The following is a 23,156-nucleotide window of genomic DNA, read 5'->3' as shown; positions in this document are numbered from 1 at the left end:
TTGGCCTGACGCGCGTCAGAGGTCTGGCGCTTCGAGTTTCGCGCAGAGCGCACCGAAGAACTGCGACGCGCCACTGCGAATCGAGTAATCGGCAAGGTCCGACAAGGGCGTCGGGTGCGGATTGACTTCCACCACCACGGCACCGGCTTGTTTCGCCCACAGCGGCAGGCGGGCGGCAGGTTGCACGGTGAATGAGGTGCCGACACAGAAAAATACGTCGGCATTGAGACTGGAGATCTCGGCAGCGGCAAAGACGGCTTCATCGAGCATTTCACCGAACATCACCAGATCGGGTCGAACCGGTGCGCCGCAAACCGGGCAGGCATACGGTTCCAGGGAGCTTTGATCCCAGCTTGCGACAAATCCGCAGTGCCGGTGGCAACGTACACGGTGGATGGTGCCATGCACTTCCAGGACGTTCTGGTTCCCGGCGCGTGCGTGATAGCCATCGATATTCTGGGTAATCACGGTGAATTGCTGTGCTGAACAGATTTCGTCCAGACGGGCGATCGCGTGATGGCCGGCATTCGGATGCCGTTCATCGACCAGGTTCCGCAGTTGCAGCAGCCAGCTCCAGGCACGTTGCGGATTGCGCAGAAATCCTTCAATGCTGGCGACTTCGTCCGGGTCGACGTTGTTCCACAGGCCGGTTGCCCCATCGCGGAACGTTGGAATGCCACTATCGGCGGAAAGCCCTGCGCCCGAAAATACGACGACTTCGCTCGTCTCGCGCAGGAGCGAAGCGATGGATCCCAGATTCTGCATGATCATCTCCTTCGTGAATGTTTGCAGTGATTGTCGCATGTTCAGCAGAGCGACGTAATCGCGGCCACTGAAGCACGACTGGCACCGCCACCGGGCCTGGTTCGTTGTATAAATGCCACACAATGCCAGACCAATGCTTGAAGCAAATCAAGTTTGTATGCTTAAATCTCCTGACTGCGCAAAAATCGCATCGCGTTACACGCATTCGGACCTAACAGAGATTAATCGAGGAGGAACATCTTGAAATCGAAAATCATTACTACCCTGCTGGCCTCTATCGGCCTCTTTGCGGCGGCTGGCTCCGTGCAAGCCCAAACCGCTCTTGATCGCGTCTACGTGATCGACCAACGTGGTGAAGTCGTGGTCAGCGGTACCGGCCTTTGCTGGCGCACCGGCTTCTGGACCCCGGCTGCGGCCGCCAAGGACCCGGCCGGCTGCAAGTGCGACAAGGATCTGCTGCCGAAGGAAGTCTGCGAGCCGGCGGTCGTCAAGGCTGCTCCTGGCGCCGCACCGATGACTACCAAGCCCTCGGCCGACAAGATCACGGTTGCTGCCGATGCGCTGTTTGACTTCGACAAGGCGACCTTGCGTCCGGAAGGCAAGGCCAAACTGGACGAAGTGGTTGCCAAGTCCAAGGCGATCAAGCTGGAGCTGATCACTGCCACCGGTCATACCGACCGCTTCGGTTCCGATGCCTACAACCAGAAACTCTCCGAGAAGCGCGCTGCCGCGGTCAAGGCCTACCTGGTCAGCAAGGGGATCGCAGCCAACCTCGTGATCACCGCAGGCAAGGGCAAGACGAATCCGGTCACCAAGCCCGATCAGTGCCCGGGTCCGAAGAGCAAGAAGACCATCGCCTGCCTGCAGCCTGACCGTCGTGTCGATATCGAAGTCATCGGCAACAAGTAATCCAGGCGAAATGCCTCCGAAAACCCCGCCTTGGCGGGGTTTTTTTTAGGTTTCGCGAATGCCTGCTCAATGACCATGCCCTTGCCGCCAGTCGACCTGGCCATCGAGGCGCGCTGGATCGTTCCCGTTGATCCGGCCGATCTGGTTCTCGAAAATCACGCAGTGGTCGTCAATCACGGCCGCATCATCGACCTCCTCCCGCAGATCGAGGTGGCGGAGCGCTTTTCGCCACGCGAGCGCAAGCGCCTGGATCAGCACGTGCTGATTCCGGGACTCGTCAATTTGCATACCCATGCCGCAATGAGCTTGCTGCGCGGTCTCGCCGACGATCTGCCGCTGATGCAGTGGCTGCAGAATCACGTCTGGCCAGCCGAGGCGCAGCATGTTTCGGCACAGTTTGTCCATGACGGTACCCTGCTTGCCTGTGCCGAGATGTTGCGTGGCGGCATCACCTGTTTCAACGATATGTATTTTTTCCCGAGGGCTGCTGCCGAGGCGGCGATCGCTTCGGGAATGCGCGCTGCGATCGGCCTGATCACCGTCGACTTTCCGAGCAACTATGCAGCGGATGCGGATGACTATCTTGCCAAAGGGCTGGCCGTCCGGGACCAGTTGCTGGGGGAGCCGCTGCTGTCTTTCTGCCTTGCCCCGCATGCGCCCTATACCGTCGGCGAACGGAGCTTTGCCAGGGTGCTGACGCTGGCCGAACAGATCGAACTGCCAATCCATCTCCATTTGCATGAAACTGTCCAGGAAATAGACGGAAGTCTGCAACGCTTCGGGATGCGCCCGATCGAACGTCTCTGCCGCCTCGGTCTGCTGAGTCCGGCCCTGATCGCCGTGCACGCAGTGCACCTGGACACTCACGAGATCGAACTACTGGCGCAGCACGGGTGTTCCGTAGCGCACTGTCCCAGTTCCAATCTGAAGCTTGCCAGCGGCATTGCTCCGATCACGGAGCTGTCTGCCAAAGGCGTCAACATTGGTCTGGGTACGGATGGTGCGGCGAGCAACAACCGCCTCGACCTCTTTCAGGAGATGCGCCTGGCAGCCCTGCTCGCCAAGGAACAAGGCGGGCGCGCCGACGCCATCAATGCCCATCGGGTCCTGTATATGGCGACCCTTGGCGGCGCTCGCGCGCTCGGTCTCGACGCGTGTATTGGCTCGATCAGCCGCGGCAAGGCGGCCGACTTGTGTGCCGTCCGGCTCGACGATATCGCCCTGGTTCCCTGTTACGATCCGGTTTCACACCTCAGTTACGCGGTAGGCCGTGAGCATGTTTCCGATGTCTGGGTGGGCGGTCGAATGCGTGTTGAAAACGGGCAACTAATTGAAAACAACGAAACCGAATTGATAAAACTGGCCCTCTTGTGGCAAAATAAAATTCGTCCGTGATGAGTTCCGTCAACAACGAGGCATAAACAGGCCATGCGGACCAATCCCGCAGGCTCAACTAACGAGGGATACCTAGATGAACAGAACTGCAAAACACTCCATGATGGCCTTGCTTGCCGCTGCCACTGTCGGCTTCGGCGCCTCTCTCGCTCAAGCACAGACTTCGATTCCTCTGGACCGGGTGTACGTGATCGATCAACGCGGTGAAGTCGTGATGAGTGGCGCCGGCCTATGCTGGCGCACCGGATTCTGGACCCCGGCTGCGGCAGCCAACGATCCGGCCGGTTGCAAGTGCGACAAGGATCTGCTGCCGAAGGAAGTCTGCGAGCCCAAGGTGGCGGTGGCCGCACCTGGTGCAGCAGCGGCGGCGGTGGCCAAGCCGTCAGGCGACAAGATCACCGTTGCTGCCGACGCGCTGTTCGACTTCGACAAGGCGACGCTGCGTCCCGAAGGCAAGGCCAAACTGGACGAAGTGGTCGCCAAGTCCAAGGCCATCAAGCTCGAAGTGATCATTGCCGTCGGCCATACCGACCGCTTTGGTTCCGACGCCTACAACCAGAAATTGTCCGAGAAGCGCGCTGCTGCGGTCAAGACCTATCTGGTCAGCAAGGGAATCGAAGCCAACCGTGTCTACACCGAGGGCAAGGGCAAGAAGAATCCGGTCACCAAGCCTGATCAGTGCCCTGGCGCCAAGAGCAAGAAGACCATCGCCTGCCTGCAGCCTGACCGTCGTGTAGATATCGAACTCATCGGTACCAAGTAATCTGCTCGTGTTTACCGCAAGCCCTGCTTCGGCAGGGCTTTTACGTTATGGATATCCGAGACACCATGATCAACGCCGACCAGAGCGAACTCGAGAAATTCAGCCAGCTTGCACATCGCTGGTGGGATCCGGGCAGCGATTTCAAGCCGCTGCACGACATCAATCCGCTGCGCCTGAACTGGATCGACGACCAGTGCCAACTCGCCGGCAAGAGTGTTCTCGACGTCGGTTGTGGCGGTGGCTTGCTTTCCGAAGGGATGTGCGAAAGAGGCGCAAAGGTGACCGGCATCGATCTCTCGGAGAGGGCGCTGAGCGTGGCCCGCCTGCACCTGCTCGAAAGCGGGCAGGTGGTTGACTATCGCAAGGTCGCGGCCGAAGAACTGGCTGCTCAGGAGGGCGGCCGCTACGATGTCGTCACCTGCATGGAGATGCTCGAACACGTTCCCGATCCGGCCAGTACGATTGCCGCCTGTGCTGCGCTGGCCAAGCCTGGTGGACACGTGTTCTTTTCGACCATCAACCGCAATCCGAAGGCCTATCTGTTGGCGGTCATCGGCGCCGAATATCTGCTTCGCATGCTACCCAGGGGTACTCACGATTACGCCAGGTTCATCAAACCCTCGGAACTCCTGCGCTGGGCCAGAAGTGTCGGCCTCGATGCGCTTGACCTTCGCGGGATGACCTACAATCCCTTGACGGGGAGGTATGCTCTTGGACGCGACAGCGACGTCAATTACCTGCTGCACACCGTGAAGAATGTTTGAAGCGGTCCTGTTCGACCTGGACGGGACCTTTGCCGATACGGCTCCGGATCTGGCAGCAGCACTCAACCGCTTGCGTTCCGATCTCGACCTGGCGCCGGTTCCGGCGGGCCAATTGCGTCCCTTCACTTCGCAGGGGGTCCGGGGCATGCTGAAGGCGGGGCTGGGCATGCAACCGGGTGATCCGATCTATGCGGAGTTCCATGATCGCTTCCTGCGCTATTACAGCCAGGATATCTGCGTCGAGACGACGCTTTTCCCCGGTATTGACGAACTGCTTGGCTGCTTTGAGCGCCGCGGCTCGCCGTGGGGAATCATCACCAACAAGGCACAACGCTTCACCCTGCCGCTGCTGGACCAATTGGGTTACGCCAAACGTGCAGCCTGCGTGGTCAGTGGCGACTCTGCGCGGCGTGCCAAGCCCGCAGCCCAGCCGATGCAGCTGGCTTGCGCGCTGATTGCCAGGGATCCCGCGCACTGCCTCTACGTCGGCGATGACTTGCGGGACATTCAGGCCGGTCGAGCCGTCGGCATGGCCACCGTGGCGGTGCGCTATGGCTATCTTGGCGATGGCGACCCGATCGAAGCCTGGGGTGCCGATCATCTCGTCGATGATGCTCGGGAGATCGCCGCGCTGGCCGGCATCCACTGATCCGTGTCGCCGCGGTCGTGATGCGTTACAGTGTACGTATGCCACGAACAGCCTTGATCCTTTTCGCCCATGGCGCACGAGACCCGGAATGGGCCGAACCGATGCGCCGCGTCTGTGCGGCGGTGCGCGAACAGGCGCCCGAACTGCAGGTTGAGCTGGCCTTCCTCGAGTTCATCCCACCCGATTTGCGCAGCTGTGCCGAATCCCTCATCGCCGAATGCTGCGAACGTATCCTGGTCGTGCCGATGTTTATCGCTCGCGGCGGGCATCTGAAGCGCGATGTGCCGCTGCTGCTCGAAGAACTGCGGCAGCGTCATCCGCAAACATGCTTTGAACTTGCGGCGGCGATTGGCGAGGCCGAGCCCATCGTACAGGCGATGGCCAGGCATGCACTGACGCTCGTCAGCGACTAGCTCGATCGCGCGTTGCCGTGATGCGCAAACGAGCTTGCGGATTTTCGGACGAGGCCGATGCCTCCTGACATCAGCTTGTCGCCGATCGGTTATCTGGCGACACCGTTTCGGGACCGCTTCGGCATTCCTCGTCAGCCACGTCTGGCACCGCATGCGCGCGGTCAGCTGCGCCTGCTGCGTCCCTATGATCGGGAGGAAGCGGTGCGCGGCCTGGAGGACTTTTCGCATGTCTGGCTCAGTTTTGTCTTCCACCACAGCAAAGGGGCATGGCATCCGACGGTTCGACCGCCGCGACTGGGCGGCAATCGACGCGTTGGCGTATTCGCCAGCCGCAGTCCTTTTCGCCCGAACCCTCTGGGACTGTCGCTGGTCGAACTGCTGTCCATCGATACGCGTGCCGGTGTCGTACTGACTTTTGGTGGCGTAGACCTGCTTGACGGTACCCCGGTCCTCGACATCAAGCCGTACCTTCCCTTTGTCGAGAGCGAACCGGCGGCACGCGGCGGTTTTATCGATGGTCCTCCGTTGCAACTGGCGGTCGATTTCAGTGCACAGGCAGCGCTGCAGCTGTGCCTGCATGCGCCTCGCTGGCCAGACCTTGCTGCACTGCTTCGCGAGGTGCTGGCGCAGGATCCGCGTCCCGCCTATGCGAACGATCCGCTGCGACGTTATGGCTTTCGTCTTTACGATCTGGAAGTCAAATGGCGTTGCACGGGGATGAGGGCTGTCGTTGAAGAAATTGTGCCGGCTGTTGTCGATTGATTGCTAAGCCCGTGGGAGAAGCTAGCCCCGGTCAACGACCAGGCCTGCGGGCGGGCGATTTTCGTCCAGGGGACGACTGCGGTCGAGGTCCTTGGTGTTGCGGTAACACGCAGGTCACGGCGCCAGGCGTTCGCGAATCCATTGCTGATCGCTGTTCAGCCGGTAGCGCAGACGGTCGTGCAGACGGCTTTTTCTGCCCTGCCAGAACTCCCAGGTATCGGGACGCAGCCGGTAGCCGCCCCAATGAGGTGGACGCGGCGGCTGCAGCAGGAACTTCGCGCCATAGCGGGCAGCGTTGCCGACGAGTACGCTGCGGCCGGCAATGACCTGGCTCTGCGGACTCGCCCAGGCGCCGATGCGGGAATCGAGTGGTCGGCTGGCGAAGTAGGCATCGCTTTCGGCGGCACTCACTTTTTCGACGCAGCCCTCGATGCGCACGACCCGTTCCAGGTCGACCCAATGAAACTGCAGTGCTGCCCAGGGGTTGGCAGCGAGTTCGCGACCCTTGCGACTGTCGTAGTTGGTGAACCAGGTGATGCCATTTTCGTCGTAGCCCTTGATCAGCACCACGCGTGTGGACGGGCGCAGGCTGCTGTCTACCGTCGCCAGGGTCATGGCGTTGGGTTCGGGGACTTGTGCGCTGATCGCCTCGCTGATCCATTTCTCGAACTGCCTGAGGGGGTCGGCGTGTGAAGCGTCCTCGCTGAGTTCGGCGCGTTCGTAGCTTTTGCGGAGGTCGGCGAGCTTGGTCATCTTGTGTACGAGGATGAAAGAGGTGGAGCCGGCAGGGCTGGAACATGCAGTGCCTGATTATCGTCGATGCGCTACCCCTGCAGCCAGTCCTTGCGCAGGGAGTTGCGTTTTCGCTGCAACTGCAGCTGGTGGCGATCCTTGGCCGGCGCGCCGAGTTGAACCGCGAATTCCATCAGTTCGTCGCGTCGAAAGGCGTGCATGTGGACCGTTTCGCCGGCTTGACGGCGGCTCAACAGGCGATCGAGGGTCGATGGCGTGACTCGCAAGCCATCGATCGCCAGCAGCAGGTCGCCTGCCGACAATCCGGCGACCTGCGCCGGGCTGCCTTCGTATACCGTCGTCAACCGGACCTCGCTGCCGTCGCTGCCAGTTTTCACGCCGAGCGACGGGGTGGTGGAGTTTGCCGAACGCTTCAGCCGGATGCCAAAGGGTTGCAGCAGCCGCGCCAGGTCCACATCGGTCGTGCCATGTACGGCTTCGGCAAAAAAGTGCTCGAGGTCGAGGCCGGACAGTTCTTCGGCGAGCATCCGGATGTCCTCGTCGCCAATGCCGCAGCGCTGCTCACCCTGGCCATGGCGTTGCCAGAGCGCGCGCATCACGTCATCCAGTGAAATCCGGTTGCTCGTCTCGGCGCGCAGCTTCAGGTCGAGTGCCAGCGCCACCAGCGATCCCTTGGTGTAGTAGCTGACCACCGCATTCGGAGTGTTCTCGTCCGGCCGGTAGTATTTCGTCCAGGCGTCGAAACTCGATTCGGCAAGCGTCTGCCGCTGCCGACCGGGGTTGTTGTGGACCTTGTCGATCGTCCTGGCGACCAGCGCCAGCCAGTCCTTCAACTGGATCAATCCGCAGCGTAGCAGCGCCAGGTCGTCGTAGTACGAGGTGAAACCCTCGAAGGCCCAGAGCAGGGTGGTGTAGTTCTCGGCATCGAGATTGTAGGACGAGAATGCCGCAGGCTGGATGCGCTTGACGTTCCATGCGTGGAAATACTCGTGGCTGCACAGGCCGAGAAAGCTGCGGTAGCGCTCCGGTGTGCCGCGCATGCCAGAGTAGGGCAGATCGTCGCGGGCGCAGAGCAGCGCCGTCGAGGCACGGTGCTCTAGTCCGCCATACGCATCGTCGACGGCAGTGACCAGGAAAACGTAGTGCGGCATCGGTGCCGGTTCGCCGAAGAAGCGGATTTGCCATTCACAGATGCGCTGCAGGTCGGCGGTCAGGCGCGCCAGGTCGCAGTCATGGCGCCCGCTGATGGCGATCTCGTGCGGAACACCGCAGGCCGTGAATGTGGCCAGCGTAAAGGTGCCCATTTCGACCGGGTGATCGATCAGTTCGTCATAGTTGGCGGCTCGGTAGAGGCCGAAAGTGTGTTGCCGGGCAGTCTGGTCGCATGCCGGAGTGAGCGCGGTGGCGACACGCCACGCTTCGAAGTGCCTGCCGATCGGCCGCTGGATATCGACCAGACACGGCGAATGTTCGTGACCGAGGGCGCGCAGGAATACGCTGCTGCCATTGAAAAAAGCGTGTGTCTGGTCGACATGCGCAGCGCGTACCGAGAGATCCCAGGCGTAAACCTCGCAGATGACGGTGAGCGCCATATCCTTGCCGACCGGTGCAGCCTGCCAGCTGTGTTTGTCGATCTTGCTGAGCGGTACCACTTTGCCAGCAGTCTCGGCACGAATCGCGACGATGTGGCGCGCGAAGTCACGAATCAGGTAACTGCCGGGAATCCACGCCGGCAGCGCGAAACGCTGCCCAGCCGGGTCGGGTGCGGGAAGCGTGCAGCGCACTTCAAGCAGATGCGCTGCAGGCTTGCTCGGACGGATGCTGTAGCAGATATGCGCAGGCCTCATCGCTTGCCTCTGTGGGTCTGGTCAGGGTGTTTGCCGGAATGGTACGGCTTGCGTGCACTGCCATGCGCAATCGTCAGCCGCTTCAGAGAACGAGCAGCCGCCTGATCTCCGCCAGACCCGCCGAGAGCATCGCCAGATCCTGTGGCTCATTGCCCTTCAGTTCATCGAGCACCACGCTGGCTTCTGCGGTGGCCGGCAGGCTGCCGCCGAGAACCTGCCGCAGGAGGTGCTGCCGCAGACCGGCAAGTTCGCTGCCGAGCTGCGCACGGGCCCTTGCCTGCCAGCGGTTGCCGGCCGGCAGGCGGGAGACGGCAGCGGCCAACCAGTCCAGATCGATCCGCCCTTCGAGAATGGCGAGTGCTTCTGTCACGTCGTTCAATGGGCAGCCGCAGGCGCGCGCGAGATTCACCCGCTCGAACGCTGCCACGATCGCCGCACGCTCGTCGATCAACGCGGTGATGGCGACTGCGCCGCTCCTGCCCTGACGAATGCGGCCGATGGTTGCGACGACGGCACTGCCGTATTCGGTCATCAACTGAGCAATACGAGTGCCCCGCAGATGCTGCGTCAGCACCAGCGGTGTCGCCGCCGCCAGCATCGCCCGCAGCCCGGTCATCAACGCCAGTTGCCGGGTGGCATCGATGACCAGGTCCAGCGACTCGATTTCCTGCCACAGCGCTTCGGCGTCGAGCACGCTGCTGGCGGCATACCACGCGCCGGCCACTTGCGCCGCCGAGGCGCCCGTTTCATCACCGAGCTGCATGACAAAGGTCGTTCCCATGCGGTTCACCAGACGATTGACGAGCTGCGTGGCAATGATGTCGCGCCTCAAAGGATGCGCCGGCAGCAGTTCGCGGCAATGCGCGAGCAGGGGCGCCGGGAAGTAGGCCACCAGCAGTTGATGTACATCTTCGCTGTCGGGCAGGCTCGACGCCAGGAGGGTTTCCTTGAGCGCGATCTTGGCATAGGCCAGGAGCACCGCGATCTCCGGTGCAGTCAGGCCGCGCTTCTGCTGCGCGCGTTCGGCGAGGCCCTTGTCGTCGGGCAGGAATTCGATGCTGCGGTGCAGGGCGCCGCGGGCCTCCAGGTGGCGAATCAGACGGCCATGCACCTCGATCAGGCCCGCTCCGGCTGCCGCTTCGAGGGCAATCGCCTGCGTCTGCTGATAGTTGTCGGCAAGCACCAGCGACGCGACCGCGTCGGTCATCGAGGCGAGCAGCACGTCACGCTGCTTGCCGGTCATGTCGCCACGCCGGATCAGCCCGGCCAGCAGGATCTTGATGTTGACCTCGTGGTCGGAGCAATCGACGCCGGCCGAGTTGTCGATTGCGTCGGTGAATATCCGGCCGCCATTGAGAGCGAACTCGATGCGCCCCTTCTGCGTCAAGCCGAGGTTGCCACCTTCGCCGATCACCCGCGCCTTGAGCTGGCTGGCATCGACCCGCAGAATGTCGTTGCCGCGGTCATTGGCTTCCTGATGACTCTGGGAGCTGGCCTTGACGTAGGTTCCGATGCCACCGTTGTAGAGCAGGTCCACCGGCGCCTGCAGCAGGGTCTTGATCAGTTCGGGGGGCGTCATCTGGCTGGCAGTGCTGCCCAGCCACGCGCGCAGCTCGGGTGACAGCGGGATCGACTTGGCCGTTCGCGACCACACGCCGCCGCCCGCGGAAATCAGCGCCGGATCGTAGTCCGCCCACGAAGACCGCGGCAGCGCAAAGAGGCGTTGCCGCTCGGCAAAGCTGCGCGCCGGGTCCGGGTTCGGGTCGAGGAAGATATGCCGGTGATCGAAGGCGGCCAGCAGCCGGATTTCGGAAGAGAGCAACATGCCATTACCGAAAACGTCGCCGGACATGTCGCCGATCCCGACGACGGTGAACGGCTGCGTCTGCGTATCCAGACCGATTTCCCGGAAGTGCCGCTTGATCGCCTCCCATGCGCCTCTGGCGGTGATGGCCATTTTCTTGTGGTCGTAACCGACCGAGCCGCCCGAAGCGAAGGCATCGCCGAGCCAGAAGCCATACTCGATGGCGATGCCGTTGGCGATGTCCGAGAAGGTCGCCGTCCCCTTGTCGGCAGCGACGACCAGATAGGGGTCGTCGCCGTCGCGACGGCGCACGCCATTTGGCGGCACGACCTGGCCGTCGACTCGGTTGTCGGTGAGGTCGAGCAGGCCACGGATGAAGGTCGAATAACAGGCAATTCCCTCGGCCTGCAAGGCTTCACGCTCACCAGCCGCCGGCAGGCGTTTGCAGACGAAGCCCCCTTTCGACCCCAGCGGAACGATCACTGCATTCTTCACCATCTGCGCCTTGACCAGACCGAGCACCTCGGTGCGGAAGTCTTCCATGCGGTCGGACCAGCGCAGGCCACCGCGCGCCACCCGCGCACCGCGCAGGTGCACGCCTTCGACCCGCTCGTTATAGACGAAGATTTCGTAGAGCGGCGCCGGCGCGGGCAGGAAGGGGATGTCCCTTGACGAGAACTTGAAGGACAGGTAACTCTTGGCCTGGCCGTCACTGCCCGATTGATAGGCGTTCGTTCGCAGCGTTGCCTCAATGACCGTCTGCAGCGCAGAAAGAATGCGATCATCATCGGGATTGCTGACCTGCAACAAGGCCGTGCTGACTTCATCGGAAAACGCCCTGGCGCGTGCCTCGTCTGCTGCCGGAGAAAAGAGCGCTTCGAACAGGTCGACCAGTGCCCGCGTAATCCGGAAATGCGTCGCCAGACAGCGCTGCACATAGGCCTGGCTGAACGGCAGACCGGCCTGCCGCAGGTAACGGCTGTAGGCGCGCAGGATGCTGATCTGCCGCCCGTCGAGACCCGCCAGCAGGATCAGGCGGTTGAAACCGTCGTTCTCGGCCTGCTCGCGGAACAGGTTCTCGAGCAGGTCGATGAAGGATCGCCGGGTCGTCTCGTCATCCAGTGCCGCAGCCTGCGGCAAGCGCACTGCGAAGTCGGCAATGTGCAGGTCACTTCTGGGCAGGCTGAACGGCTGTTCGGAGAGTACCGTCAGTCCCATGTTCTCGAGTATCGGCAGAATCGCCGACAACGGTCGCGGCCTGCCGCGACGGAACAGCTTCAGGTGCTGGTGTGAGCCATCGTCGCCCTGGGCTGCGCTCAGCTTAACTTCGACACGGCCGCTCTGCTCGGCGGCTTCCAGGCGCTCGAGGTCGGACACCGCGGAAGCCGGTGTGACCCGCTCCTGATACGACAGCGGCAGTTCCAGCGAATAGCGACGCAACAGGCTGTTGCCGCGCTCCTCGCCATAGTGCCCGACGAGATTCTGTTTCAGTTCTTCGGCCCAGCCGCGCACGATGCGCGCCACCTGCCTTTCGATCGCGTCGGCATCGTAGCGGTAGTCGGTACCGACCGGCGTACGGGCGATGAAATGCAGACGCGCCAGCCGCGACTCGCCGAGCATGACAAAATAGTCGACGCGCTCGGCGGCGAGGCTTTCATGAAGGAGCGCCGAGATGCGCTCGCGGATGGTGGTGTCGAAACGGTCGCGCGGCATATAGACGATCGCCGAAACATAACGCCCCCAGGCGTCGTCGCGCAGGAAGATGCGTACCTGCTCGCGCTCATGCAGTGAGACGATGCCGCTGGCGATACGGACCAGATCCTGGTGAGCGATTTCGATCAACTCGTCACGCGGATAGGTTTCGAGTACGTTGAGCAGGGTCTTGTCGCGATGGCTACGCGGCAGGAAGCCAAGATCCTGCCGTACGGCGGCAATCTTGCGTCGCAGCAGCGGCACATCGGTTGCCGCCACATGGTAGACATGCGCCGTGTAGAGGCCGACGAAAGCACGTAATCCGACGAAATTGCCATCGGCGTCATAACGCTTGGCTGCAATGAAATCGAGGTAGGCCGAGCGATGAACCGTCGAGCGCGCGTCTGCCTTGACCAGAATCACGGGCAGGGAATCTCTGGCCAGTTCCGCGACGACGCCGGGGATTCCCGCCAGGCAACGGCCAAAGCGGGGATGGTCGGCGTTTCGGAGAATGCCGAGTCCGCTGCCGGCAACGCGCGCGAGCTTGCTGTCGCCGACGGCCGCCTGGTAATCCGCATAACCGAGAAAGACAAAATTGTTGGCAGCGATCCAGGCCAGATACGCTGCGGCTTCGTCGGCCTCGGCAAGCGTCGAAGCGGCCATCTCGGTGTGTGCTGCGCGCATGCGCTCGTGCATCGTCGGGCCATCTTCGACGGCCGCACGCACGTCAGCGAGCACGCCCAGGATTTCCTGATGCAGGGTGTCGATCAGTCCGGCCTCGCCAATGCGATCGATCTCGAGGTGGATCCAGGACTCCGGCTGACTGCCGGCAGCGCCACGCGGCCGCGTGGCCTGCAGCGTGCCATCGTCCTTTCGCTCGGCGCCCAGCAGCGGATGCAGCAAACGATGGATCACCAGTCCATGGTGGTACACCAGCATGGTGATCGAATCGACCAGAAACGGCATGTCGTCGGTGACGACATCGATCACGGTGTGCGGAGAGTGCCAGCCATGCCGGTCAAAATCCGGGGTGTAGAGAGCGGCTGCGGCTTGTTTCGGCGCGCGCACCTCGCCCAGCCGAAAATGCTGGACGGCCGCCCCGAGAAGCTCTTCGGGACTCGCGTCCGTGGCGCCGCCCAATTCTACATCGACGAAGTAGCCATCGAGGAATTCGCCGATGCGCGCCGAAAGATGCTGCTGCTCGGCGATTTCGCGCAGGTTGCGGCGCAGGTTGTGTGTGGACTCGCTGACCAGTGCCATGCCGTTCTCCTTCTCTCGAATCGATCGGGTACTGCCTCTCTGGCCACAGACGCCTGCGCCACTCCAGGCAAGCCCGGAGTCAGACGGTACTCAATGGTGCAGAATCTTGGCCAGGAACTGTTGCGCTCGCTCCGAACGAGCGTGATCGAAAAAGGCTTCCTTGCTGTCGTCCTCGACGATACGACCCTGGTCCATGAAGATCACCCGGCTGGCGACGCGTTTGGCGAAGCCCATCTCGTGCGTGACGCACATCATGGTCATCCCCTCCTGTGCCAGTTCGGTCATCACGTCGAGCACTTCGTTGACCATTTCCGGGTCGAGCGCCGAAGTCGGTTCGTCGAAGAGCATGCAGATCGGGTCCATGGCCAGCGCCCTGGCAATTGCCACACGCTGCTGCTGCCCACCGGAAAGCTGGCCCGGATATTTCTCTGCCTGCGCGCGCAGGCCGACCCGATCGAGCAACTTGAAACCCTTCTCGCGCGCCTGCTCCTGGGTCCGCGCGAGCACCTTGGTCTGGGCGATGGCCAGGTTGTCGATGATGCTCATGTGCGGAAAGAGTTCGAAATTCTGGAAGACCATGCCGACCGTCGAGCGCAGCTTGGAAAGATTGGTTTTCGGATCGCCGACGGAAACGCCATTGACGATGATTTCGCCACTCTGAAAGGGTTCGAGGCCATTGACACACTTGATCAGCGTCGACTTTCCCGAACCAGACGGGCCACAGACGACGATTACTTCGCCCTTGTGCACCTGCGTCGTGCAGTCGGTGAGGACCTGGAAGGAACCGTAATGCTTGCTCACCTTGTTCATCGTAATCACGAAAGTCTCCTCGATTCATTGCTGCAAGTGGCATCAGGCCGTCTTGAGCTTGTTCTGGTAGTGGCGAACGATTCGCGACGCAGTGAAGCAGATCACGAAATAAACGGCACCGGCAAAGAGCAGCAACTCGACCAGGCGCCCGTCACGGTCACCCACCTTGTAGGCGGCGCCGAAGAAGTCGGCCAGGGCCGAAACATAGACCAGCGAGGTGTCCTGGAAGAGGATGATCCCCTGCGTCAGCAGCAAGGGAACCATGTTGCGAAAAGCCTGCGGCAGCACCACCAGGCGCATCGCCTGGCCGTAGGTCATGCCGAGCGCGCTGGCGGCACCCATCTGCCCTTTCGGAACCGACTGGATGCCGGCACGGATGATCTCCGAGTAGTAGGCCGCCTCGAACAGGGCAAAGCCGGCAATCGCCGAGGAAAGGCGCATGTCCGAACCGCGCGGGAAGCCAAAGAGGCTTTCCAGCAGATGCGGCACGATCAGGAAGAACCACAGCAGCACCATGACCAGCGGAATGGCCCGGAAGAGGTTCACGTAAGCGGCTGCAAACCATGACAGGGGCGTCACCGAGGAGAGGCGCATGAGCGCCAGCAGCGTTCCCCAGACGATCCCGAAAACCACCGCGCTGAGTGTGATCTCGAGGGAAATCTTCATCCCGTCCCAGAGGAAGGGCAAGGCATTGGGGATCGAAGACCAGTCGAATTCATGCATCTCACTTGCCTCCGATATAGCCGGGAACGCGCACCTGCTCTTCAACCCAGCGCATGCCGAACATGACGACGACGTTGATCAGCAGATAGGCGAGCGTCACGGCGATGAACGACTCGTAGGGCTGCGCAGTGTAATCGACCAGTTGCCGGCCCTGGGCGGCCAGTTCCAGCAGGCCGATCGTGGAACAGACGGCCGAGTTCTTGAAGATGTTGAGAAACTCCGAGGTCAGCGGTGGCACGATCAGGCGCACGGCCATCGGCAGCAGCACATAGCGATAGGTCTGCGACAAGGTGAAGCCCATCGCCAGGCCGGCGTTCTTCTGCCCGGGCGGCAGCGAGTTGATCCCCGAACGCACCTGCTCGGCAACGCGTGCGCTGGTGAACAGTGCCAGGCAGACCATCGAAGAGAGAAACTGCTGGACGATCGGGTTGCTCTGCTTGAAGGCGTTGCCCAGGTTCTCGGGCAGCAACTCGGGCATCACGAAGTACCAGAGAAACAGTTGCACGAGCAGAGGAATGTTGCGAAAGACTTCGACGTAGGCGGTCGCGAAGCCGGACAGCCACTTGTTCGGAACCGTCCTCAGAATACCGACGACGGCGCCGAGGACGAGCGCGATGAACCAGGCCGACAACGACAGGGCGATGGTGACCTTGAAGCCATAGAACATCCAGCCCAGGTAGGTGCCATCGCCGGTCGCCGTCGGCTGCAGAAAAATCCCCCAGTTCCAGTTGTAGCCCATCTGCGCTTCTCCTTGGAGCAAGGCAGCGACCGCCCGTCAAGGCGCCCTGCCTCCGTCTACGAACGGGGAATCAGTATTCCCAGAAAATCCGCTGCAGTTCCTTGCTGTCCTGGGTCTTGCTCAGGGCGACGGCGGCGAGAATGCGCGCCTTCTGCGGATTGAGGTCGTGCGCCACTACCCAGTCGTATTTGTCGTCAGGCTGTTCGGCGTTGCGCAGGACAAAGCCGCCGGCATTGACGTGCGATGAACGGATGATCTGAATCCCTTTACCGCGCAGTTCCTGCAGACTGGGCACGACGGCGCTGCTCACCGAACCGTTGCCGGTACCGGCATGGATGATCGCCTTTGCGCCTTTCGCCGCGAAGGCGCGATAGGCGGTATCCGAGGCATTGCCGGATCCATAGGCAATCTCGACCGACGGTAGGGTGTCGATCTTTTCGATGTCGAACTCGGAGTTGTTCGTGTGCCGCTTCGCCGGCAGGCGGAACCAGTAGTTCTTTCCTTCGACGACCATTCCGAGCGCTCCCCACGGGCTCTTGAAGGCCTCGGTCCGCAGGTTCACCATCTTGGAGACGTCGCGACCGCTGTTGATCTCGTCGTTCATCGTCACCAGCACGCCCTTGCCGCGTGCGTCCTTGCTGGCTGCGACGCTGACCGCGTTGTACAGGTTCAGCATGCCGTCGGCCGACATCGCGGTTCCCGGCCGCATCGAGCCAACGAGGACGATGGGTTTGTCGGTGCGCACCACCAGATTGAGGAAGTAGGCTGTCTCTTCGAGCGTATCGGTGCCATGCGTAATCACCACGCCATCCACGTCGCCCTGCTTGACGAGCGCCGCAACGCGCTTGCCGAGGGTCACCAGGTTATCGTTGGTGAAGCTCTCCGAGGCAATCTGGAAAACCTGCTCACCACGCACCTCGGCAATCGTCTTCAATTGCGGAATGCCGGCAATGAGCTTGTCGACCGGCACCTTGGCTGCCTGATAGGTGGCGCTGTTGGTCGCATCGGCACCGGCGCCGGCGATGGTGCCACCGGTCGCGAGGATGACGACGTTCGGCTTTTCGGCAGCCACGACAGCACTGCCGACCACGAGCATCGAGAGCATGGCCAGCAGCCAACGACGCAAGTCCTTTTTAAACATGGCTTCCTCCTTTGCGGGTGATGCATTGCCCAGGAGCCGCCCGGCCCCTGGCGCGGGACCTACTCGAAAGCCTTGTCGTTGGGATTCTTGTACAGCTTCTTGACGGCTTCCGAGAGCGGGAAATTGAGGTTCAGGCCTTTCGGCGGGATCGGCTGCAGAAACCACTTGGCATAGATTTTTTCGGCTTCGCCCGAGGTCATGGCCTTGGCCAGTGCACCGTCGACGACCTTCTTGAAGGCCGGGTCATCCTTGCGCAACATGCAGCCGTAGGCTTCAAACGACTGCGGCGTACCAACCACCACCCAGTCGCTGGCTTTCTTGGCCTTGGCCATTTCGCCGTAGAGCAGGGCGTCATCCATCATGAAAGCGACCGCCCGGCCGGTTTCCAGGGTCAGGAAAGACTCCCCATGGTCCTTCGCGCTGATGACGTTCATCTTCATCTGCTTTTCTTCGTTCATCTTGCGCAGCAGACGCTCGGAGGTGGTGCCGGCAGTGGTCACGACATTCTTGCCCGCCAGATCCGGAAAATCGTTGATCCCGGAATTCGTCTTGGTCATCAGGCGGGTGCCGATGATGAAGATGGTGGTCGAGAAACTGACCTGCTTCTGGCGCTCGGTGTTGTTGGTCGTCGACCCACATTCGAGGTCGACCGAGCCGTTCTGGACCAGCGTGATGCGGTTCGCCGAGGTGACCGGCATCAGCTTGACATCGAGCTTGGCGAGCTTCAATTCGGCCTTGATCGCCTCCACCGCCTTGAGCATCAATTCATGCGAGTAACCGATCACCTGCTGCTTGTCGTCATAATACGAGAAGGGGATCGACGACTCGCGATGCCCGAGCGTGATGACTCCGGTTTCCTTGATCTTCTTCAGCGTGCCGCTCAGTTCCTGGGCCAGAACCGGTGCCGACAGCAGGCTCGCCGACAGCATTGCTGCCAGCATAAGACCTCTGCAATGTTGGCTCATTGTGTCTCCTCCATGTGTTCTCGGGTAATTGATGGGTGAAATCCAGGGAAACCAGGCCATCCCCGATTCCCGGATGCTTCGATTCTGGCATGACTTGCGCAGGGATCCAAGCGCCAATTACATCATGATTCAGTCATGAAGGCTACCCACGTAAACCGGGACACTGATGTTGCCATAGGATCTCCAGATGAAGGGGGTAGAACCGAGGCATGGCCGCCGCCCGGGCCCGTCGCTGATGGCTTTGATGAGCGGGGTGCCTGGAAGAGTCATGACCATTCCGGTGGCGACGCTGCCAAGTGGTCATGATCTCCATTTTCCCCAATGTTGATTGACGAGCGTTGCTAATCACCAGCGACAGCGCGGCCGATCACCAGGCGCTGGATGTCGTTGGCACCTTCGTAGATCTGGCAGACACGGACGTCACGATAGATCCGCTCGACCGGGAAGTCGCTGACGTAGCCATAGCCGCCGAGAATCTGGATGGCGTCCGAGCAGACTTTTTCGGCCATTTCAGAGGCAAACATCTTGGCCATCGACGCTTCCTTGAGGCAGGGCTTGCCGGCATCCTTGAAAGTCGCGGCTCGCCAGACCAGCAAACGGGCGGCATCGATCTGCGTTGCCATGTCGGCGAGGCGGAAGCTCACCGCCTGATGCTCGATGATCGGCTTGCCGAAGGTTTCGCGTTCCTTGGCGTATTGCACCGCCGCTTCGAAAGCGGCACGCGCCATGCCGACCGACTGGGCAGCGATGCCGATGCGGCCGGCTTCGAGGTTCGACAGGGCAATCCGGTAGCCGTCGCCTTCCTTGCCGAGCAGGCAGGAAGCCGGAACCCGGCAGTTCTCGAAGAGGATCTGCGCGGTATCCGAAGCGCGCTGGCCCATCTTTTCCTCGATGCGGGCGACGATGTAACCGGGTGTCGCGGTCGGCACCAGGAAGCACGAGATGCCCTTTTTGCCGGCGGCCTTGTCGGTGACGGCAAAGACGATCGCCACCTGCGCGTACTTGCCGGTGGTAATGAACTGTTTGACGCCGTTGAGGACGAAATGATCGCCATCGCGGTCGGCGCGGGTGGTGATCGCCGCTGCATCGGAACCGGTATGCGGTTCGGTCAGACAGAAGCAGCCGAGCATCTGGCCGCGTGCCAGTGGTTTGAGCCAGTTTTCCTTCTGTTCGTCGCTGCCGTACTTCATGGTGATGCCGCAGGCCAGCGAATTTTGCACGCTGACGATCGTCGAGGTCGCGCCGTCGCCGGCGGCGATCTCTTCGATCACCAGCACCAGCGACAGGTAGTCCATGCCGGCGCCGCCCCATTGCTCGGGAACGACCATGCCCAGCGCACCGAGTTCGCCGAGTTCGCGCAGCGCATCGGCCGGGAAGGTGTGATGGCGGTCCCACTCGGCGGCGAAGGGTGCCAGGCGCTCCTGTGCGAAATCGCGCAGCGAATCGCGGATCATTTCCTGTTCCTGTGTCAGGATCATGCAGTTTTCTCCTTGCAGTTAATGTGAAAGTCGCGTCAGCGACTCACGAATCTCCCCTCCCTTCGCGGGGGAGGGGTCGGGGGGAGAGGGAGACGGTCATGACTTTCATGATTTCCTTTGTTTTGCCAAGTCATGACCGTCGACTCCGGCCGCAAGGCGCGCGCCGGCGTGATTGGTGATGATGACCCCGGCGATGACCAGCGTGCCACCGAACAAAACCACGACCCCGAGCCGCTCGTCGAGCAGCACGGCGCCAAGGATGACGGCGCTGACCGGGACCAGATTGATGAACGCCGCCGAGCGCGTCGCACCGATGCGTTGCACGGCTTCGGCATACCAGGTGAAAGCGAGGGCCGTACCGAAGAACCCGAGGAAAACGATCGCGCTCAAGCCACGCCAGGTGACTTCCGTCAGCACGAACAGCGAACCCTGCAGCAGCGCCGCGACGGTCAGCATCCCCCAGCCGGTGAGACTGGCACCGAAGGTCATCGCCAGCGGCGACAGCGAGCGCGTGCCGCGCCGGCCGACGAAAGTATAAACCGCCCACAGCACGCTGCAGCCGATGATCAGCCATTCGCCGAGACCGACCTCGCCAGTCAGCAGCAGACGGGGGTCGCCGTTGGTGACCACGAGCAGGCAGCCAAACATCGCCAGCGCGATGCCGGCAGCTTTCGTCGGCGACATCGGCGCCCTGAACAGGAGCCAGTCACCGGCCGCGACCACCGCCGGCGTCAGTGCCACCACCAGCGCGCCGCGGCCGGCCTCGATCATTTTCAAGCCGTAGAGAAAACACAGGTTGTAGAGAAAGATGCCGCTGGCGCCCAGGGCCGCGAGCGTCAGCCACTCCTTGAACGACCAGCGCGGCCAGCCTTCATGGATCACCACCAGCGTGCCGAGGAGCAGCGCCGCGAGCAGAAAGCGCCAACTGGCCACTGCCAGCGGTGAGGCCTCGCTGACCGCCACCCGGCCGGCAATCCAGGTTGCCCCCCAGACCAGGGCGGTGGCGAGCAGCTTGAGGTAGGTCGTGGGGGACGCCAGCGCCCGCTCGGCAGCCGCGTTCAAAGAGTTTCCGCAGTCGCGGCTGCTCTGCCGGGGCGGTGGGAGAATCGGCAGGTGCAGGGGAGTAGCCGTGAATGGTGCATGGCAGGCTCTTGCATGTGCGCGTCGCGTCTGCGATTCAGACCTGCAGCCCTGCGAGTGCCGCGACATAGTTCGGCAGCAGGTCTTCGCGGCGGTGCACCGTGAACCCGAGGTCACGCATCAATCCATCGCGCAGGCCGTAGATCCAGCCGTGCACGGTGAGCGGCTGACCGCGCTGCCAGGCGTCCTGGATGACGAAGGTCTGGCAGACGTTCGCCACCTGTTCGAGGACATTGAGTTCGCAAAGCCGATCATGTTGTCGCTCCTGCGGCAGTGCATCGACCAGTGCCAGATGTTTGTCGTGCACGTCGCGGACATGACGCAGCCAGATGTCGACCAGCCCGGCACGATCCCGATTGAGTGCCGCCTTGACGCCGCCGCAACCGTAGTGGCCGACGACCATGACGTGCCTGACCTTGAGGACATCGACGGCAAACTGGATCACCGACAGGCAGTTGAGATCGGTGTGTACGACGACGTTGGCGACGTTGCGGTGGACGAAAAGCTCGCCCGGCAGCAGACCGACGATTTCGTTGGCCGGCACACGCGAATCCGAGCAGCCGATCCACAGGTATTGCGGTGTCTGCAAGTGCGACAGTTTGAGGAAGTACCCCGGATCGATCTCCTGCATGCGACTCGACCAGGCGCGGTTGAAGTCGAACAGGTGAAAGAGGTTCTCGTTGACGACTTCTTCCTCCGACCAGTTTTCGAGATCGAGGGCGAGAAACATCGTGCCTTCGAGTGGCGTCTGGTAATAGGCCGGCGTTTCCTTGAAACCCAGTTCGCGATAGAGCTTGACCGCGACGCGCATCGCTGGCAGGGTGTCGAGCAGCAACTTGCGGTAGCCGATTTCCTTGGCCGCCTTGATCGCCGCCATCGTCAGCACGCGGCCGATGCCGAAACTGCGCTGGCTGGGCTCGACATACAACCGCTTCAGTTCGCAAAGGCCCGCGGAGAAGGGTCGGATGCCGACACAGCCGGCCGGCCGGCCATCGCGTTCGGCATAGAACAGGCGGCCGTCAGGCTGGGCGTAGGCGCCAGGTAGCGATGCCATTTCCGCTTCGAAATTCTGGAAACACAGGTCGACGCCGAGCCACGCGGCATAATTGCGGAAAAACTGGCGAACATGCTCGATGGCGGTGGTGTCGTTAGCGCTGAGGGCGCGCAGCGTGCAGGTCATGATATTCCTGGCAGTCTATAGGGTTTTACAGCGTTTCGGCAAAAAGCTCCCGGCCGATCAGCATGCGGCGGATTTCCGAGGTGCCGGCACCGATTTCGTAGAGCTTGGCATCGCGCCACAGGCGACCCGCCGGGTACTCATTGATGTAGCCATTGCCGCCGAGGATCTGGATCGCCTCGCCGGCCATCCAGGTCGCCTTTTCGGCAGCGTACAGAATGGCCCCGGCGGCGTCCTTGCGCGTCGTTTCGCCACGATCGCAGGCCGCGCCCACGGCATAGACGTAAGCACGGCAGACGTTGAAGGTGGTGTACAGGTCGGCGATCTTGCCCTGCATCAACTGGAATTCACCGATCGATTGGCCGAACTGTTGGCGGTCATGGATATAGGGCAGGGCCAGATCCATGACGGCGGCCATGATTCCCAGCGGACCGCCGGCGAGCACGGCGCGTTCGTAGTCGAGGCCGCTCATCAGCACGCGCACGCCGCCGTTCAGTTGGCCAAGGACATTTTCTTCGGGCACTTCGCAGTCATCGAAAAACAGTGGATAGGTGTTCGATCCGCGCATGCCGAGCTTGTCGAGCTTGGCGCCACAAGAGAAACCCGGCATTCCCTTTTCCACAAGGAAAGCGGTGATGCCTTTCGATCCGGCTTCGAGGTCGGTCTTGGCGTAGACCACCAGCGTGTCGGCGTCCCCGCCGTTGGTGATCCACATCTTGCCGCCATTGAGGATGAAGCGGTCGCTCTTGCGCTCGGCGCGCAATTTCATGCTGACCACGTCCGAGCCGGCGTTGGCTTCCGACATGGCGAGCGCCCCGACGTGTTCTCCGGAAATCAGTCTGGGAAGATAGCGGTCTTTCTGCGCGGCATTGCCATTGCGGCGAATCTGATTGACGCAGAGATTCGAGTGCGCGCCGTAGGAGAGGGCAACACTCGCCGAAGCCCGGGAGATTTCTTCCATGGCGATGATGTGTGCGAGATAGCCGAGGCCGCTGCCGCCGTACTCCTCCTCGGCGGTGATGCCGAGCAGGCCCATGCTGCCCAGCTTCCGCCAAAGATCGGCGGGAAAGACATTGTCACGATCGATGGCTTCGGCGCGCGGCCTGATTTCGGCAGTGGCAAAAGCCTGAACAGTCGCCCGCAGCATGTCGATGGTCTCGCCATGGGCAAAATTGAGGCTCGGGTATTGCATGTCTGTCGCTCCTTG

At 61.9% G+C, this 23,156-nt stretch carries 20 protein-coding genes; 7 read left to right on the top strand and 13 right to left on the bottom strand.

Going from position 1 to position 23,156, the window contains the following annotated elements; genetic code table 11:
* Window positions 1–15: 15 nt before the first annotated feature.
* The gene (locus E4Q08_RS02180) at window positions 16–765 is read right to left on the bottom strand and encodes an SIR2 family NAD-dependent protein deacylase (protein ID WP_034918224.1); all 750 of its coding nucleotides are present in this window, start codon (window positions 763–765) and stop codon (window positions 16–18) included.
* A 240-nt stretch (window positions 766–1,005) separates the two neighbouring features.
* Between E4Q08_RS02180 and E4Q08_RS02175 the strand changes: the two genes are divergently transcribed.
* The 7 genes from E4Q08_RS02175 to tsaA all read left to right on the top strand — a co-directional run bounded on the left by E4Q08_RS02175 (window position 1,006) and on the right by tsaA (window position 6,420).
* The gene (locus E4Q08_RS02175) at window positions 1,006–1,674 is read left to right on the top strand and encodes an OmpA family protein (protein WP_169069167.1); all 669 of its coding nucleotides are present in this window, start codon (window positions 1,006–1,008) and stop codon (window positions 1,672–1,674) included.
* A gap of 69 nt (window positions 1,675–1,743) precedes the next feature.
* Entirely contained in the window at window positions 1,744–3,069 is a 1,326-nt protein-coding gene (locus E4Q08_RS02170) for a TRZ/ATZ family hydrolase (protein WP_248594639.1), read from the top strand.
* A gap of 76 nt (window positions 3,070–3,145) precedes the next feature.
* Window positions 3,146–3,832 carry an OmpA family protein gene (locus E4Q08_RS02165; protein WP_169069166.1) on the top strand — a complete coding sequence of 229 codons (687 nt, stop codon included), beginning with the start codon at window positions 3,146–3,148 and terminating at the stop codon, window positions 3,830–3,832.
* Window positions 3,833–3,897: 65 nt separating this feature from the next.
* Window positions 3,898–4,596 carry a bifunctional 2-polyprenyl-6-hydroxyphenol methylase/3-demethylubiquinol 3-O-methyltransferase UbiG gene (ubiG, locus tag E4Q08_RS02160; protein WP_034910910.1) on the top strand — a complete coding sequence of 233 codons (699 nt, stop codon included), beginning with the start codon at window positions 3,898–3,900 and terminating at the stop codon, window positions 4,594–4,596.
* Entirely contained in the window at window positions 4,589–5,245 is a 657-nt protein-coding gene (locus E4Q08_RS02155) for an HAD-IA family hydrolase (protein ID WP_034910909.1), read from the top strand. The genes ubiG and E4Q08_RS02155 overlap by 8 nt, the downstream gene beginning before the upstream one ends.
* A gap of 38 nt (window positions 5,246–5,283) precedes the next feature.
* Window positions 5,284–5,658 carry a sirohydrochlorin chelatase gene (locus E4Q08_RS02150; protein ID WP_034910907.1) on the top strand — a complete coding sequence of 125 codons (375 nt, stop codon included), beginning with the start codon at window positions 5,284–5,286 and terminating at the stop codon, window positions 5,656–5,658.
* Window positions 5,659–5,715: 57 nt separating this feature from the next.
* A complete protein-coding gene (gene tsaA / locus E4Q08_RS02145; protein ID WP_169069165.1) occupies window positions 5,716–6,420 on the top strand; it encodes a tRNA (N6-threonylcarbamoyladenosine(37)-N6)-methyltransferase TrmO in 705 nt (234 codons plus the stop codon).
* Between the two features lie 114 nt (window positions 6,421–6,534).
* On the opposite strand, the gene pdxH is transcribed toward tsaA, so the two are convergent.
* The 12 genes from pdxH to E4Q08_RS02085 all read right to left on the bottom strand — a co-directional run bounded on the left by pdxH (window position 6,535) and on the right by E4Q08_RS02085 (window position 23,141).
* Window positions 6,535–7,173: a pyridoxamine 5'-phosphate oxidase gene (pdxH, locus tag E4Q08_RS02140; RefSeq protein ID WP_169069164.1), complete on the bottom strand. Its 639-nt coding sequence runs from the start codon at window positions 7,171–7,173 to the stop codon at window positions 6,535–6,537.
* Window positions 7,174–7,244: 71 nt separating this feature from the next.
* Window positions 7,245–9,020 carry a M61 family metallopeptidase gene (locus tag E4Q08_RS02135; RefSeq protein ID WP_169069163.1) on the bottom strand — a complete coding sequence of 592 codons (1,776 nt, stop codon included), beginning with the start codon at window positions 9,018–9,020 and terminating at the stop codon, window positions 7,245–7,247.
* 82 nt (window positions 9,021–9,102) lie between these two features.
* The gene (locus E4Q08_RS02130; RefSeq protein ID WP_248594638.1) at window positions 9,103–13,776 is read right to left on the bottom strand and encodes an NAD-glutamate dehydrogenase; all 4,674 of its coding nucleotides are present in this window, start codon (window positions 13,774–13,776) and stop codon (window positions 9,103–9,105) included.
* Window positions 13,777–13,866: 90 nt separating this feature from the next.
* Entirely contained in the window at window positions 13,867–14,586 is a 720-nt protein-coding gene (locus tag E4Q08_RS02125; protein WP_211203286.1) for an amino acid ABC transporter ATP-binding protein, read from the bottom strand.
* Between the two features lie 42 nt (window positions 14,587–14,628).
* Window positions 14,629–15,309, bottom strand: a complete 681-nt coding sequence (gene gltK / locus E4Q08_RS02120) for a glutamate/aspartate ABC transporter permease GltK (protein ID WP_169069162.1) — start codon at window positions 15,307–15,309, stop codon at window positions 14,629–14,631.
* Between the two features lies 1 nt (window position 15,310).
* Window positions 15,311–16,048 (bottom strand): amino acid ABC transporter permease, encoded by a 738-nt coding sequence (locus tag E4Q08_RS02115; protein ID WP_034918512.1) that lies wholly within the window; start codon window positions 16,046–16,048, stop codon window positions 15,311–15,313.
* 70 nt (window positions 16,049–16,118) lie between these two features.
* On the bottom strand, window positions 16,119–17,153 hold the full coding sequence (locus E4Q08_RS02110) for an asparaginase (protein ID WP_248594654.1): 1,035 nt from the start codon (window positions 17,151–17,153) through the stop codon (window positions 16,119–16,121).
* A 95-nt stretch (window positions 17,154–17,248) separates the two neighbouring features.
* Window positions 17,249–18,154 (bottom strand): glutamate/aspartate ABC transporter substrate-binding protein, encoded by a 906-nt coding sequence (locus E4Q08_RS02105; RefSeq protein WP_034918517.1) that lies wholly within the window; start codon window positions 18,152–18,154, stop codon window positions 17,249–17,251.
* A 341-nt stretch (window positions 18,155–18,495) separates the two neighbouring features.
* Window positions 18,496–19,632 (bottom strand): acyl-CoA dehydrogenase, encoded by a 1,137-nt coding sequence (locus tag E4Q08_RS02100; protein ID WP_169069161.1) that lies wholly within the window; start codon window positions 19,630–19,632, stop codon window positions 18,496–18,498.
* 105 nt (window positions 19,633–19,737) lie between these two features.
* Window positions 19,738–20,694 (bottom strand): DMT family transporter, encoded by a 957-nt coding sequence (locus E4Q08_RS02095; protein WP_169069160.1) that lies wholly within the window; start codon window positions 20,692–20,694, stop codon window positions 19,738–19,740.
* 115 nt (window positions 20,695–20,809) lie between these two features.
* Entirely contained in the window at window positions 20,810–21,952 is a 1,143-nt protein-coding gene (gene can / locus E4Q08_RS02090) for a carbonate dehydratase (RefSeq protein WP_169069159.1), read from the bottom strand.
* 25 nt (window positions 21,953–21,977) lie between these two features.
* Complete coding sequence (locus tag E4Q08_RS02085; protein ID WP_169069158.1) at window positions 21,978–23,141, bottom strand: isovaleryl-CoA dehydrogenase; 1,164 nt, start codon at window positions 23,139–23,141, stop codon at window positions 21,978–21,980.
* Window positions 23,142–23,156 lie beyond the last annotated feature (15 nt).

This window comes from Candidatus Accumulibacter contiguus (genome assembly GCF_012940005.1).
GTDB classification, from domain to species: Bacteria; Pseudomonadota; Gammaproteobacteria; order Burkholderiales; family Rhodocyclaceae; genus Accumulibacter; species Accumulibacter contiguus.
The sequence above is the reverse complement of the archived record's forward strand: the minus strand, read 5'-3'. Positions and strand labels throughout refer to the sequence as shown.